The organism is Blastococcus sp. MG754426 (assembly GCF_021699055.1).
Lineage (GTDB): Bacteria > Actinomycetota > Actinomycetes > Mycobacteriales > Geodermatophilaceae > Blastococcus.
The window spans coordinates 94,087-107,509 of record NZ_SSXC01000001.1 but is presented as its reverse complement, the minus strand read 5'-3'; the positions used below and the strand labels follow the sequence as shown (position 1 = coordinate 107,509).

The 13,423-nt window shown below is 75.3% G+C and carries 11 protein-coding genes; 9 read left to right on the top strand and 2 right to left on the bottom strand.

What is annotated here, in order from left to right; genetic code table 11:
- Positions 1-14: 14 nt before the first annotated feature.
- From gatC to E9549_RS00550, 5 genes are read left to right on the top strand one after another with little or no spacing between them, the layout of a single operon-like run.
- Positions 15-332, top strand: a complete 318-nt coding sequence (gene gatC, locus E9549_RS00570; RefSeq protein ID WP_091933348.1) for an Asp-tRNA(Asn)/Glu-tRNA(Gln) amidotransferase subunit GatC — start codon at positions 15-17, stop codon at positions 330-332.
- Positions 329-1,855, top strand: coding sequence for an Asp-tRNA(Asn)/Glu-tRNA(Gln) amidotransferase subunit GatA (gene gatA, locus E9549_RS00565; RefSeq protein ID WP_236824626.1), 1,527 nt, complete (start codon positions 329-331; stop codon positions 1,853-1,855). Before gatC ends, gatA begins: the two co-directional genes overlap by 4 nt.
- Positions 1,852-2,046 carry a hypothetical protein gene (locus E9549_RS00560; RefSeq protein WP_236824625.1) on the top strand — a complete coding sequence of 65 codons (195 nt, stop codon included), beginning with the start codon at positions 1,852-1,854 and terminating at the stop codon, positions 2,044-2,046. Before gatA ends, E9549_RS00560 begins: the two co-directional genes overlap by 4 nt.
- Positions 2,043-3,542, top strand: coding sequence for an Asp-tRNA(Asn)/Glu-tRNA(Gln) amidotransferase subunit GatB (gene gatB, locus E9549_RS00555; protein ID WP_236824624.1), 1,500 nt, complete (start codon positions 2,043-2,045; stop codon positions 3,540-3,542). Before E9549_RS00560 ends, gatB begins: the two co-directional genes overlap by 4 nt.
- Before the next feature lie 10 nt (positions 3,543-3,552).
- The gene (locus E9549_RS00550; protein WP_236824623.1) at positions 3,553-4,089 is read left to right on the top strand and encodes a GNAT family N-acetyltransferase; all 537 of its coding nucleotides are present in this window, start codon (positions 3,553-3,555) and stop codon (positions 4,087-4,089) included.
- A gap of 3 nt (positions 4,090-4,092) precedes the next feature.
- Here E9549_RS00550 and E9549_RS00545 read toward each other — a convergent pair whose 3' ends face one another.
- On the bottom strand, positions 4,093-5,223 hold the full coding sequence (locus E9549_RS00545) for a sorbosone dehydrogenase family protein (protein ID WP_236824622.1): 1,131 nt from the start codon (positions 5,221-5,223) through the stop codon (positions 4,093-4,095).
- A gap of 62 nt (positions 5,224-5,285) precedes the next feature.
- Between E9549_RS00545 and E9549_RS00540 the strand changes: the two genes are divergently transcribed.
- Positions 5,286-6,230 carry a 2-hydroxyacid dehydrogenase gene (locus E9549_RS00540; protein ID WP_236824621.1) on the top strand — a complete coding sequence of 315 codons (945 nt, stop codon included), beginning with the start codon at positions 5,286-5,288 and terminating at the stop codon, positions 6,228-6,230.
- On the opposite strand, the gene E9549_RS00535 is transcribed toward E9549_RS00540, so the two are convergent.
- Positions 6,224-6,610 (bottom strand): PH domain-containing protein, encoded by a 387-nt coding sequence (locus E9549_RS00535; protein WP_236824620.1) that lies wholly within the window; start codon positions 6,608-6,610, stop codon positions 6,224-6,226. The genes E9549_RS00540 and E9549_RS00535 overlap by 7 nt on opposite strands.
- Positions 6,611-6,673: 63 nt before the next feature.
- On the opposite strand from E9549_RS00535, the gene ilvD reads away from it, so the two are divergent.
- The 3 genes from ilvD (at position 6,674) to E9549_RS00520 (ending at position 13,418) form a co-directional block, all read left to right on the top strand.
- Positions 6,674-8,398, top strand: coding sequence for a dihydroxy-acid dehydratase (ilvD, locus tag E9549_RS00530; protein WP_236824619.1), 1,725 nt, complete (start codon positions 6,674-6,676; stop codon positions 8,396-8,398).
- A 70-nt stretch (positions 8,399-8,468) separates the two neighbouring features.
- Positions 8,469-11,300: a bifunctional diguanylate cyclase/phosphodiesterase gene (locus E9549_RS00525; RefSeq protein ID WP_236824618.1), complete on the top strand. Its 2,832-nt coding sequence runs from the start codon at positions 8,469-8,471 to the stop codon at positions 11,298-11,300.
- Between the two features lie 234 nt (positions 11,301-11,534).
- On the top strand, positions 11,535-13,418 hold the full coding sequence (locus tag E9549_RS00520) for an acetolactate synthase large subunit (protein WP_236824617.1): 1,884 nt from the start codon (positions 11,535-11,537) through the stop codon (positions 13,416-13,418).
- The last annotated feature ends 5 nt before the right edge of the window (positions 13,419-13,423 follow it).

Genomic DNA, 13,423 nt, shown 5'->3' with positions numbered 1-13,423 from the left:
AGTCCCACCGCAGCATGAGCACCCCCTCCCCGAAGGGCCAACTGACCCGCGACGAGGTGGCCCACCTGGCGCACCTGTCCCGGCTCGCGGTGAGCGACGAGGAGCTCGACCTCTTCGCCGGCCAGCTCGCCGCCGTGCTGGACGCCGTCGCGCAGGTCGGCAAGGCCGACGTCGCCGACGTCCCGCCCACCACGCACGCGGTGCCGATGACCAACGTCATGCGTCCCGACGCCGTCCGGCCCAGCCTGCCCCGCGACGTCGTCCTCGACGGCGCGCCGGCCGCGGAGGACGACCGCTTCCGGGTGCCGCGCATCCTGGGGGAGGAGGCGTGAGCGACGTGACCGCCACGGACATCACCACCACCAGTGCCGCCGCGCTCGCCGAGGCGCTGCGGGCCGGTGAGCTCAGCTCGGTCGAGGTGACCCGCGCCTACCTGGACCGCATCCAGGCCGAGGACCCGACCATCGGCGCCTACCTGCACGTCGACGCCGAGGCCGCGCTGCGCGCCGCCGAGCAGGTCGACACCGCCCGCACGAAGGGGGAGGAGCTCGGCCCGCTGGCCGGCGTCCCGCTCGCGCTCAAGGACGTCGTCGTCACCGAGGGCGTGCCCACGACCAGCGGCTCGAAGATCCTCGAGGGCTGGCGGCCGCCGTACGACGCCACCGTGGCCGCCCGGCTGAAGGTCGCCGGCACGGTGCTGCTGGGCAAGACCAACATGGACGAGTTCGCGATGGGCTCCTCCACCGAGAACTCCGCCTACCGCGTCACCCGCAACCCCTGGGACACCGACCGCATCCCCGGTGGGTCCTCCGGCGGCTCGTCGGCCGCGGTCGCCGCCGGGCTCGCCCCGTGGGCCATCGGCACCGACACCGGCGGGTCGATCCGCCAGCCCGCCGCCGTCACCGGCCTGGTCGGGCACAAGCCCACGTACGGGTCGGTCTCCCGCTCCGGGCTCATCGCCTTCTCCTCCAGCCTCGACCAGGCCGGTCCGATGACGCGCACCGTGCTGGACGCCGCGCTGCTGCACGAGGCCGTCGCGGGGCACGACCCGCTCGACTCCACGAGCATCGACGCGCCCGTCCCCGTGCTCGCCGAGGCCGCCCGCCGCGGTGCCGGGGGCGACCTCTCCGGCCTGCGGGTCGGCGTCGTCACCGAGCTCGGCGGCGAGGGCCACACCGACGGGTACGAGCCCGGGGTGCTGGCGCGCGTCGCCGAGGCGGTCGCGCTGCTGGAGGGCATGGGCGCCGAGGTGCGGCAGGTGTCCTGCCCGGCGTTCGACCTGGCCCTGCCGGCCTACTACCTGATCGCTCCGAGCGAGGCGTCGTCCAACCTGGCGCGCTTCGACGGCGTCCGGTACGGCCTGCGGGTCGGCGACGACGGCAGCCGCGACCTCGACGAGGTGATGGCGCTCACCCGCGAGCAGGGCTTCGGCCCCGAGGTGAAGCGCCGGATCATCCTCGGCACCTATGCGCTGTCCAGCGGCTACTACGACGCCTACTACGGGCAGGCGCAGAAGGTCCGCACGCTGATCACCCGCGATTTCACCCGCGCCTGGGACGACGTCGACGTGCTGGTCAGCCCGACCAGCCCCACCGTGGCCTGGCCGATCGGCGCCCGCGTGGACGACCCGATCGCCATGTACGCCGCCGACCTGTGCACGCTGCCGGCCAGCCTCGCGGGCATCCCGGCCATCTCGGTCCCGTGCGGGCTCTCCGAGGGGCTGCCCGTCGGCCTCCAGGTCATGGCCCCGGCGCTGGCCGACGACCGGTGCTACCGCGTCGCGGCCGCGCTGGAGGCCGCGCAGGACGCCGCCCGCGGGCACGCCCTGCTCGACGCGATCGGGGGCCGGGCGTGAACGGCCCGCTCAAGGCGGCCTGGGCGCTCACCGCGTTCGTCATCGTCGCCGGCGTCGTCGGCTGGGCCGTCACCGGCCGGGCCGTCTTCGCCGTGTTCCTGGTCCTCGGCGTGCTGACCGCCGTCGGCGCCGTGGTGACCGGCCGCCAGCAGCAGGGCCCGGCCGTTCCCAAGGAGGACGACCCCTCATGACCGACACCCTCGTGGACCTCGACGAGGTCCTGACCCGCTACGAGCCGGTCATCGGCCTGGAGACCCACGTCGAGCTGGGCACCGCGTCGAAGATGTTCTGCGGCTGCTCGACGACGTTCGGCGCCGAGCCCAACACCCAGACCTGCCCGGTCTGCCTGGGCCTGCCGGGTTCGCTGCCGGTGGTCAACGCCGCCGCCATCGAGTCGACGATCCGCATCGGCCTGGCGCTCGGCTGCCGGATCGCGTCGTGGTCGCGCTTCGCCCGGAAGAACTACTTCTACCCGGACATCCCCAAGGGCTTCCAGACCAGCCAGTACGACGAGCCGCTCTGCACCGCCGGTCACCTGGACGTCGAGGTCGACGGCGAGACCTACCGCGTCGAGATCGAGCGGGTGCACATCGAGGAGGACACCGGCAAGAACCTCCACGTCGGTGGTGCCACCGGCCGCATCCACGGCGCCGACCACTCCCTCGTCGACTACAACCGCGCCGGGATCCCGCTGGTCGAGATCGTCACCCGCCCCATCCCGGGCACCGGGGCGAAGGCGCCCGAGGTCGCGAAGGCCTACGTCACCGAGCTGCGCGAGATCCTGCTCGCGCTCGGCGTCTCCGAGGTCCGCATGGAGCAGGGCAACCTGCGCAGCGACGTCAACACCTCGCTGGCACCGATCGGCAGCCTCGAGTGGGGCACCCGCACGGAGACCAAGAACGTCAACTCGCTGCGCTCGGTGGAGCGCGCGGTGCGCTACGAGATGCGCCGGCAGGCCGCCGTCCTGGACGCCGGCGAGCGCGTGGTGCAGGAGACCCGGCACTTCCACGAGGACACCGGCTCGACGTCGGAGGGCCGCAGCAAGGAGGAGGCCACCGACTACCGGTACTTCCCCGAGCCCGACCTCGTGCCGATCGCGCCCGACGAGGAGTGGATCGAGAAGCTCCGGGCCGCGCTGCCCGAGCTGCCGGCCGCCCGCCGCGCCCGGCTGCAGGAGGAGTGGGGTCTCTCCGCCACCGAGATGGCGTGGATCGTCAACGCGGGTGCGCTCGGCCTGGTCAGCGAGACCGTCGCCGCCGGTGCCACCCCCGCCGACGCGCGCAAGTGGTGGCTGGGCGAGCTCGCCCGGCGGGCGAACGACTCCGGCGTGGAGCTCGCGGAGCTGCCGGTCACCCCGCGGCAGGTCGCCGAGCTGGCGGGCCTCGTGCAGGCCGGCACGGTCAACGACCAGCTGGCCCGCCAGGCGCTGGACGGCGTGCTCGCCGGCGAGGGCGACCCCGCGGCGGTCGTGGAGTCGCGCGGCCTCGCGGTCATGGGCGAGTCCGACGAGCTGGTCGCCGCCGTCGACGCCGCGATCGAGGGGAACCCCGACGTCGCCGAGAAGGTGCGCGGCGGCAAGGTGCAGGCGATCGGGGCGCTCGTCGGCGCGGTCATGAAGACCACCCGGGGCAAGGCCGACGCCGCCACCGTGAAGCGGATGCTGGAGGAGCGGCTGATCGGCTCCTAGCCTCCCGGGCGTGGAGCTGCCCCAGGTCGAGCTGCGCCCGCTGGAGCGCGCGGACCTGCCGCTGCTGGCGCGGTGGCTGGCCGAACCGCTGGTCCGGCGCTGGTGGAACGACGACCCCGCCGAGGTGGCGGCGCAGTACGGCCCGAGCATCGACGGCGACGACCCCACCGCCGTGTACCTCGGCGTGCACGCCGGTGAGCCGTTCGGCTTCGTCCAGGTCTACCGCTTCGACGACGAGCCCGGGTCGCTGGCCGAGCTGAGCGCGGTGTGCCCGGTACCACCCGGGGCGCTGGGCATCGACTACCTGGTGGGGGAGCCGTCCGCGCGCGGCCGGGGCCTCGGCGCCGCGATGATCGCGGCGGCCGTGGCCCGCGGCTTCGCCGACCACCCGGACGCCACCGATGTGCTGGTGCCGGTCGTCACGGCCAACGAGGCCTCCTGGCGGGCGCTGCGGCGGGCGGGCGCCACCTGGTACGCCGACGGCGAGATGGCCCCGGACAACCCGGTCGACTCGCGGCAGCACGTCGTCCACCGGTTCGTGCGCTGACCCCTAGAGCGGGGAGTTCGGCTGGCCGCCCGGCGGACGGATCCGCAGCACCTTGTCGTCGTCCTCGGCGGGGGAGCCGGCGCCGTCGCGGTTCGACGTCGTCACCCAGAGCGCCCCTTCGGCGTCGAGGACGACGGTGCGCAGCCGGCCGTACCGGTCGGCGAGCACCTCGTCCACGGCGCCGTCGAGCGGGACGCCGTTCTCGTCCAGGGTGACGACGTGCACCCGCTGCCCGTCGAGGGCGCCCAGGAAGACGGTGCCGTTGGCCACCGCGCAGCCGCCCAGGCCGCCTTCCGCGGCCGGGACGGTGACGAGGGGGACGCCCGGGCCGTCCTGCTGGACGAGGTCCACCTCGTCGGGCCCCTGGCGGGCCTCGTCGGCGGCGAGCAGCCGGTCCCCGTCCTGGCAGAGCGCCGTCACGTCCCGGTAGCCCCAGCTGTGCACCGGGGTGAGGCTCTGCACCGGGCGGCCGAAGACGTCGATGCGCAGCACCTTGCCGGCCAGCGACCCCGGGTCCGCCGCGAGCGCCGTGTCCCCGGTGTCACCGGTGCCGACGTAGAGGTGCCCGTCGGCGCCGGTCAGCAGCGCGCCGCCGTTGCCCGTCTCCCCGCGGGGGATGCCGGTGAGCACGGGGTTCGGCGTCCCCCCGATCGGGAACCGCACCACCCGGTTGTCGGTCGCGGTCGTGATGTAGGCGAAGAGCAGCCCGTCCTCGAGGAAGGTGGGCGAGAGCGCCAGCCCCAGGAGGCCGCCGTCGCCGCTGGTGTCCACCCCCGGCACGGTCATGAGCTCCACGGCGGGGGACCGGTCGGGGAAGACCTGCAGGAGCCGGCCGGTCTCCCGCTCGCCGACCACGGCCGAGCCGTCGGGCAGCAGCACCAGGCCGGTGGGCACGTCGAGCCCGGTGGCGACGACGTTCGGGTCGCCCTCCTCCTCGCCGGAGCCGGGCTGCGCCGGCTCCGCTGGGGGCGGGAGGGTGGCCGTGGGCGGGCCCACCTGCGGCGGCGGACCCTCGGGCAGCGGGCGGAAGGGGCCGGCGGGCTCGTAGCCGCCACCGCCGCAGCCGGCCAGCAGGAGGCCGGCGAGCAGGGCGGCGGCCGCGCGCGGTGCGCTCCGCGCCCTCGTCGGCCTCACCCGGCCCAGGGTACGTGCGGCCGGGGTGCGCGCGCGGGCGCGCCGCTGGCTAGCGTGGGGCGGTGACGACCCTGGAGCTTGCGCCGGACGAGACGCTGCACGTGCTGGTCCCCTCGCGCCGGCTGGCCGAGGCGGTGGAGGAGCTGTCGCCGCGGGTGCGGGCGCACCGGGTGGTGCCGGCGGAGGGGCCGCCGCGGGGCGAGCCGGCGCAGGCGCAGGTGTGGGTGGCCGGCGGTGGCTCGGCACCGCCGCCGGAGGGCTTCCTGGACGCGCTGCCCCGGCTGCGGCTGGTGCAGCTGACCAGCGCCGGCGCCGAGGGCTTCGCCGGGCGGATGCCCGACGGCGTCGTGCTGTGCAACGCCCGCGGCGCGCACACCCCCGCCACCGCCGAGTGGGTCGTGGCGGCGACGCTCGCCGCCCAGCGCGGGCTGCCGTCCTTCGTCCGCGAGCACGACGCCGGCCGGTGGTCGTTCGCCACGCACCGCTCGCTGGTCGGTGCCCGGGTGCTGGTCGTCGGCGCCGGCGACATCGCGGCGACGGTGGGCCGCATGCTCGCCGGTTTCGACGTGCGGCTCACCTACGTCGCGCGCCGCCCGCGCGAGGGCGTGCGCACCGTGGCCGAGCTGCCGGAGCTGCTGCCCGAGGCCGACGTCGTCGTCCTGCTGGTTCCCCTGACCGCCGAGACCACCGGCATGGTCGACGCCGGGTTCCTCGCCGCGATGCCCGACGGCGCCCTCCTGGTCAACGCCGCCCGCGGACCGGTCGTCGACACCGGGGCGCTGCTGGACGAGCTCACCTCGGGTCGCCTGCGCGCGGCCGTCGACGTCACCGACCCCGAACCCCTGCCGGAGGCCCACCCGCTCTGGCGCGCGCCGAACCTGCTGCTCACGCCGCACATCGGCGGGGAGGTGCCGGCGACGCGGGAGCGGGCTACGGCCGCGGTCACCGAGCAGATCGGCCGCATCCTGGCGGGGCAGCCGCTGACGAACGTCGTCGACGCCTACTGATCCGCCGGGCGGGCCGTGGGGTCGGCGAGGCGCCCGCCCGAGGCGGCGGCCAGACCGGGCAGGTCGCGCACCCGGAGCACCGGCAGCCGCACCTCGGTGGCACCGGTGGTCACCAGCCACAGCTCCCCGCGCTCGCCGAGGCGGAGGCCGGAGAGCTCGGACCACGTCACGGTGCGGGAGCCCAGCAGCGACCGGGCGGTGATGCCGTGCTCGCCGACGTCCACCCCGGCCCGCAGCACCCACGCGGCCACCGCGGCGGGGACGAGCAGCAGCAGGAGCGTCCACGCGCTGACCAGGGCCGTGGGCAGGACGCAGAGCGCCAGGATGACGACGGGCAGCAGCGCGCTCCGGCTCATCCGGAAGCGGGCGGGAGGGGTCACGGAGGGCGATCCTCCCACCCGGGCGCCACGGCCTGTCGGGGAACGGGCCTACCATCCCCGCTCGTGACGATCGGCGAGGACCTCATCCCCGGAAACGAGCCCGCGGGCGCGACCCACAGCCCGCTCAAGCCCCGCAGCCACGAGGTGACCGACGGCCTGGCGAAGGCCCCGGCGCGCGCGATGCTGCGGGCGGTCGGCATGGGGGACGAGGACTTCGCCAAGCCGCAGATCGGCGTCGCGTCCTCCTGGAACGAGATCACCCCCTGCAACCTGTCGCTGGACCGGCTGGCCAAGCGGGCCAAGGAGGGCGTGCACGCCGCCGGCGGGTTCCCGCTGGAGTTCGGCACCATCTCGGTCTCCGACGGCATCTCCATGGGGCACGAGGGCATGCGGGCCTCGCTGGTCTCCCGCGAGGTGATCGCCGACTCGGTGGAGACGGTCATGTTCGCCGAGCGGCTGGACGGCTCGGTGCTGCTGGCCGGCTGCGACAAGTCGCTGCCCGGCATGCTCATGGCCGCCGCTCGGCTGGACCTGGCCAGCGTGTTCCTCTACTCGGGCTCCACCCTGCCGGGCAAGCTCGGTGACCGCGACCTGACGATCATCGACGTCTTCGAGGGCGTCGGCGCGTGCGCCCGCGGGCTCATCACCCAGGACGAGCTGGACGCGATCGAGAAGGCCGCCTGCCCGGGCATGGGCTCGTGCGGCGGCATGTACACCGCCAACACCATGGCCAGCGTCGCGGAGGCGATCGGCATGGCGCTGCCCGGCAGCGCCGCGCCGCCGGCCCCCGACAGCCGGCGCGACGCGTACGCGGTCGCCTCGGGCGAGGCGGTGGTCAACCTGCTGCGCAAGGGCATCACCGCCCGCCAGATCATGACCAAGGAGGCGTTCGAGAACGCCATCACCGTCGTCATGGCGCTGGGCGGCTCGACGAACGCCGTCCTGCACCTGCTGGCGATCGCGCACGAGGCGCAGGTCGACCTCACCCTCGACGACTTCAACCGCATCGGTGACCGCACGCCGCACCTGGCCGACGTGAAGCCCTTCGGCAAGTACGTCATGACCGACGTCGACCGGGTCGGCGGCGTGCCGGTCGTGCTGCGCGCGCTGCTCGATGCCGGGCTGCTGCACGGCGACACCCTGACCGTGACCGGCAAGACGATGGCCGAGAACCTGGCCGAGATCGCCCCGCCGGACCTCGACGGCACGATCGTGCACGCGATGAACGACCCGATCCACCGCACCGGCGGGCTGAGCATCCTGCGCGGCTCGCTGGCGCCCGAGGGTGCCGTGGTGAAGTCGGCCGGCTTCGACGCCGACGTGTTCGAGGGCACAGCACGGGTGTTCGACGGCGAGCAGGGTGCCATGGACGCCGTCACCGACGGCACCCTGCAGCCCGGCGACGTCGTGGTCATCCGCTACGAGGGCCCGCGGGGCGGGCCCGGGATGCGGGAGATGCTCGCGGTCACCGGCGCGATCAAGGGCGCCGGCCTCGGCAAGGACGTCCTGCTGCTCACCGACGGCCGGTTCTCCGGCGGCACGACCGGCCTGTGCATCGGCCACGTGGCCCCCGAGGCGACCGACGGTGGCCCGATCGCCTTCGTGCGCGACGGCGACCGGATCCGGCTGGACCTGACCACGCGCACCCTCGACCTGCTGGTCGACGCCGACGAGCTGGCCCGCCGCGCGGAGGGGTGGGAGCCGCTCCCGCCGCGCTACACCACCGGCGTGCTCGGCAAGTACGCCAAGCTGGTCGGGTCCGCGGCGCAGGGCGCCATCTGCGGCTGACCCACCCGATCGGGTGAGGCCGGGGCGGCGGGGGTTCCACCGCCCCGGCCCTGGTGCCGACCACGGGGTCGTGGACCTGGGCGCACAGCGACGGGACGACGGAGCTGCGGCCCGGACCGTCCCGCCGTCCGTCGTCGCCCCGTTCGCCGCCCCGCCGCGCACCGCCTCGCCGGGCGCGATGCCACCGGCCGCCTCGGCGGCGGAGCGACGGGAGTCCCGGTTCCTCCACGTCGTCCTCGCCGTCCTGGCGGTCGCGGGGGCGGTCGTGGGGCCCGCCCTCGGTTCCGCGGCCGGCGAGGGGACCCTCAGCGTGCTGCTGGCGGTCGGTGCCCTGGCCACCGCGGTCGTCGTGGCGCGGCACGCCTCCCGGCTGGACCGCGCCGCGCGGCGGCCGTGGTGGGCCATGACGGCGGTCGCCGTGCTGCTCGCGGTGGGTCGGCTGTCCAGCGTGGTGGACGGTCCGGCGGGCACGGCCGAGCACGCCGCACAGGTGCTGGCGCTGCCCCTGGCGCTCGCGGCCTGCTGGCTGCTCCTCCCGCCGCGCAGCGACCGGGCCGGCGTGCGGGAGCTGCTCGACGGCGCCATCGTGGTGGTCGCGGGGCTGCTGCTCGCCGGGCTCGTGCTGTCGCGGTCGGGTTCCCCCAGCGGCGGCGGGTTCGTCGGGGTCCTGCAGGCGATGGGCTACCCCGCCGGTGCCGCGCTGCTCTGCGCGGGCGCGCTCATGACCGTCTCCCGCGCGCCGGCGTCCCGCCGCGCGCCGGCGGTGTGGCTGCTGGTCTCGATGCTGGCGGCCTCGGTCGCGACCGTCGTGGCCGCGCTCAGCCGGGTGCTGGGCGAGGCCCCGTCCGACCTGCTCGTCAGCCTCGCCTGGGCAGCCATGCTGGCGGCGGCGGTCCAGGCCGTCGACTCCGACCGCGGGTACCACAGCGAGCCCGGCCGGGAGACCGACGGCCTGCCGCTGTTCGGGCTGGCCGTCAGCCACGCGACCGCCTACGGCGTCGCGGGCGTGGTCATCTGGCTGCTCGGCACCGGGCACTCCTTCACGACGCCGGAGCAGGCGGCGATCGGGCTGCTGGTCCTCTGCACCTCGCTGCGCAGCCTCGTCTGGGTCGTCGACGGCGGCCGGCTCACCCGCCGGCTCCAGCGGGCCGAGGCCTACTTCCGCGCACTGGCCGCCAGCGCCGAGGACGTCACCGTGGTGCTGGACGGCGACGGCCGGGTGCACTGGGTGTCGGGCGCGGTCGACGGCCAGCTCGGCTGGTCCGAGCGCGAGCTCACCGGCCGCCGGCTGGCCGACCTGGTCGAGGCCGGCGACCGCGCGGTGCTGGAGGACGTGCTGCGCGGGAGCGTCCCCTCGGAGCCCGGCGCGCTGCCGCCGACCGTGCGCATGGTCACCGGCAGCGGCGACCGGCGCGACGTCGAGCTCTCCGGCGCCGCCCGCGCCGGGGTGCCCGGGAGCGCCCTGCGGTCGGGGCTCGTGCTGCACCTGCGCGACGTCACGGCGCACCGCTCCACCCAGCGGGAGCTGGAGCGCATGGCCTGGACCGACTTCCTCACGGGGCTGCCCAACCGGGCCCGGTTCCTCGCCGCGCTCGAGGCAGCGCGCGACCGGGCCGCCCACGGCCGGCCGAGCTGCGTGCTGCTGGTCGACCTCGACGGCTTCAAGGCCGTCAACGACGTCGCCGGGCACGACGCCGGTGACGAGCTGCTGACCCAGGTCGCCGACCAGCTGCGCGCCGGCGCCCGCGAGCAGGACCTCGTCGCCCGGCTGGGCGGCGACGAGTTCGCCCTCCTGGTGCCGGGCGGGCTCGAGGAGGCCACCGGGCTGGCCGAGCGCCTCGTGGTGGCCCTGGACCGACCGTTCCGGGCGACCTCGCCCGACGGGCAGGGCGCCGGTCCGCGGTTCGCCGTCTCCGGGAGCATCGGCCTGGCCGAGGTCGACCCCGCCGCCGACGCGCCGGCCACCGTCCGGCAGGCCGACCTGGCCCTGCGCGCGGCGAAGGCCGCGGGCAAGCGCTGCGTGCGCTCCTCGGGGGAGGCCGTCGACGCGGCGGTGGGCCGGCGCACCCGGCTGGCCCGGGACCTGCCCGCGGCGATCGCCGAGGGCCAGCTCCGCGTGCTGTACCAGCCCGTCGTCGGCGTGCACGACCGCCGCGTGCTGGGGCTGGAGGCGCTGGTGCGCTGGGAGCACCCGCTCCTGGGCACCGTGCCGCCGGACGAGTTCATCCCGCTGGCGGAGGAGGACGGCCTGATCGTGCCCCTCCAGCGCTGGGTGCTCCGGGTGGCGACCGAGCACGCGGCGGTGCTCCTCGCCGACGGCTGGGACGTGCAGACCGGCGTCAACGTCTCGCCCCGCCACCTCCAGGCCGGCTGCCTCGCCCCGGACGTCGCGGCCGCGCTCACCGCGGCGCGGCTGCCCGCCGGCAAGCTGATCCTGGAGATCACCGAGTCGGTGCTGCTGGATGCGCACGAGGGCGCGCTCGGCGACCTGCGGACGCTGCGCGGCATGGGCGTCGTGCTCTCCCTGGACGACTTCGGACGCGGCTGGTCCTCGCTGGCGTACCTGGCCCGGCTGCCGGTGCAGATCCTCAAGATGGACCGGGAGTTCGTGGCCGGCATCGACACCGACCCGCGCGGCCGCGCCCTGGTCGCCGGCGTCGTCGAGCTCGGCCGGGCCCTCGGCATGGACGTCGTCGCCGAGGGCGTGGAGACCGAGGCCCAGCTCGCCGAGCTGCAGGCCATGGACTGCCGCTACCTGCAGGGCTACCTCTTCGCGCGGCCGATGCCCTTCGGCGAGCTGCGCGCGCTGCTGGCCGGCTTCGACGAGTCGGTGCTGGACGTCACGGCACCGGACACGTCGAAAATGGAATCGGGTGTCCACGTGGTGGGACGGGACGGTTGACGCGGGGCGGGCCGCGGGCGCACAGTGTCCCCGTGCCTCGCACCTGCATGCTCGCCGACGCCCGCACCCGCGGCGTCCTCGTACTCGCCTAGCGCGTCCGGTCACCGACCGACGCGCTGACCCTTCGTGCCCGCGGCACGAGGGGTTTTTTGTTGGCCGTGACCTGCCGCACAGCGAGCACGTCGTCCGTCGCACCAGCCCGTACCACGCCGCCAGGCACAGGAGATCCGCGCGATGACCAGCACCCCCCACGAGGCCCCCGGCTCCGAGGCCGCCACCCGCGAGGCCGCCGCGGCGCTGACCGGCGTCGAGACGACCGCCCGCTCCGTGGCCGAGGCCGCCGCCCAGCCGGTGGCCGGCATCACCGGCGCGCAGAGCCTCGTGCGCTCGCTCGAGGCGGTCGGCGTCGACGTGGTCTTCGGCATCCCCGGCGGGGCCATCCTGCCGGCGTACGACCCGCTCTTCGACTCGCAGGTGCGCCACGTGCTGGTCCGCCACGAGCAGGGCGCCGGCCACGCCGCCACCGGCTACGCCCAGGCCACCGGCCGGGTCGGCGTCTGCATGGCGACCTCGGGCCCGGGCGCGACCAACCTGGTCACCCCGCTGGCCGACGCCTACATGGACTCGGTCCCGGTCGTGGCGATCACCGGGCAGGTGCCCAGCGCCGCCATCGGGACCGACGCCTTCCAGGAGGCCGACATCCGCGGCATCACGATGCCGATCACCAAGCACAACTTCCTGGTGACCGACGCCGAGGAGATCCCGCAGCGGATCGCCGAGGCCTTCCACCTGGCCGCGACCGGCCGCCCCGGCCCCGTCCTGGTCGACATCCCCAAGGACGTGCTGCAGGCGACCACCGACTTCGCCTGGCCGCCGCGGCTGGACCTGCCCGGCTACAAGCCGACCACCCGCCCGCACGGCAAGCAGGTCCGCGAGGCGGCGGCGCTGATCGCCGGGGCCCGCCGACCGGTCCTCTACGTCGGCGGCGGCGTGCTCAAGGCGCGGGCGACCGAGGAGCTGGCCGCGCTCGCCGCGCTGACCGGCGCCCCGGTCGTCACCACCCTCATGGCCCGCGGCGCGTTCCCCGACAGCAGCCCGCAGCACCTGGGCATGCCCGGCATGCACGGCACGGTGGCGGCGGTGACCGCGCTGCAGAAGGCGGATCTGATCGTCGCGCTGGGCGCGCGGTTCGACGACCGGGTGACCGGTCAGCTCTCCAGCTTCGCCCCCGAGGCGTCGGTGGTCCACGCCGACATCGACCCGGCCGAGATCGGCAAGAACCGCAAGGCCGACGTGCCGATCGTCGGCGACGCGAAGGAGACCATCGCCCAGCTGGTCGAGGCGCTGCGCGCCGAGCACGAGGCCGGCCGCACCCCGGATCTCGACGCCTGGTGGGCCCAGCTGGACGACTGGCGCCGGCGCTACCCGCTCGGCTACGACTGGCCCGAGGACGGCGCGCTGTCCCCGCAGTACGTCATCGAGCGGCTGGGCGCGATCGCCGGGCCCGACGCGATCTACACCTCCGGCGTCGGCCAGCACCAGATGTGGGCCGCGCAGTTCATCTCCTACGAGAAGCCCGGCACCTGGCTCAACAGCGGCGGGCTGGGCACGATGGGCTATGCCGTCCCGGCCGCGATGGGCGCCAAGTACGGCTGCCCGGAGACGACCGTGTGGGCCATCGACGGCGACGGCTGCTTCCAGATGACCAACCAGGAGCTGGCCACCTGCGCCATCGAGGGGATCCCGGTCAAGGTCGCCGTCATCAACAACGGCAACCTCGGCATGGTCCGGCAGTGGCAGACCCTGTTCTACGAGGGCCGCTACTCCAACACCAAGCTGCACGCCCGCAATGCCGACGGCACCCCGAAGCCGGTGCGCATCCCCGACTTCGTCGCGCTGGCCGAGGCCCTGGGCTGCGTGGGGCTGCGGTGCGAGACCAAGGAGGGGGTGGACGCGGTCATCCAGAAGGCGATGGAGATCGACGACGCCCCGGTGGTCATCGACTTCGTCGTCGGGGCCGACGCCCAGGTGTGGCCGATGGTGGCCGCGGGGGCGAGCAACGACGACATCCTGGCCGCGCGCGACCTGCGCCCGGTCTTCGGCGACGGGCAGGTGTGAATCGG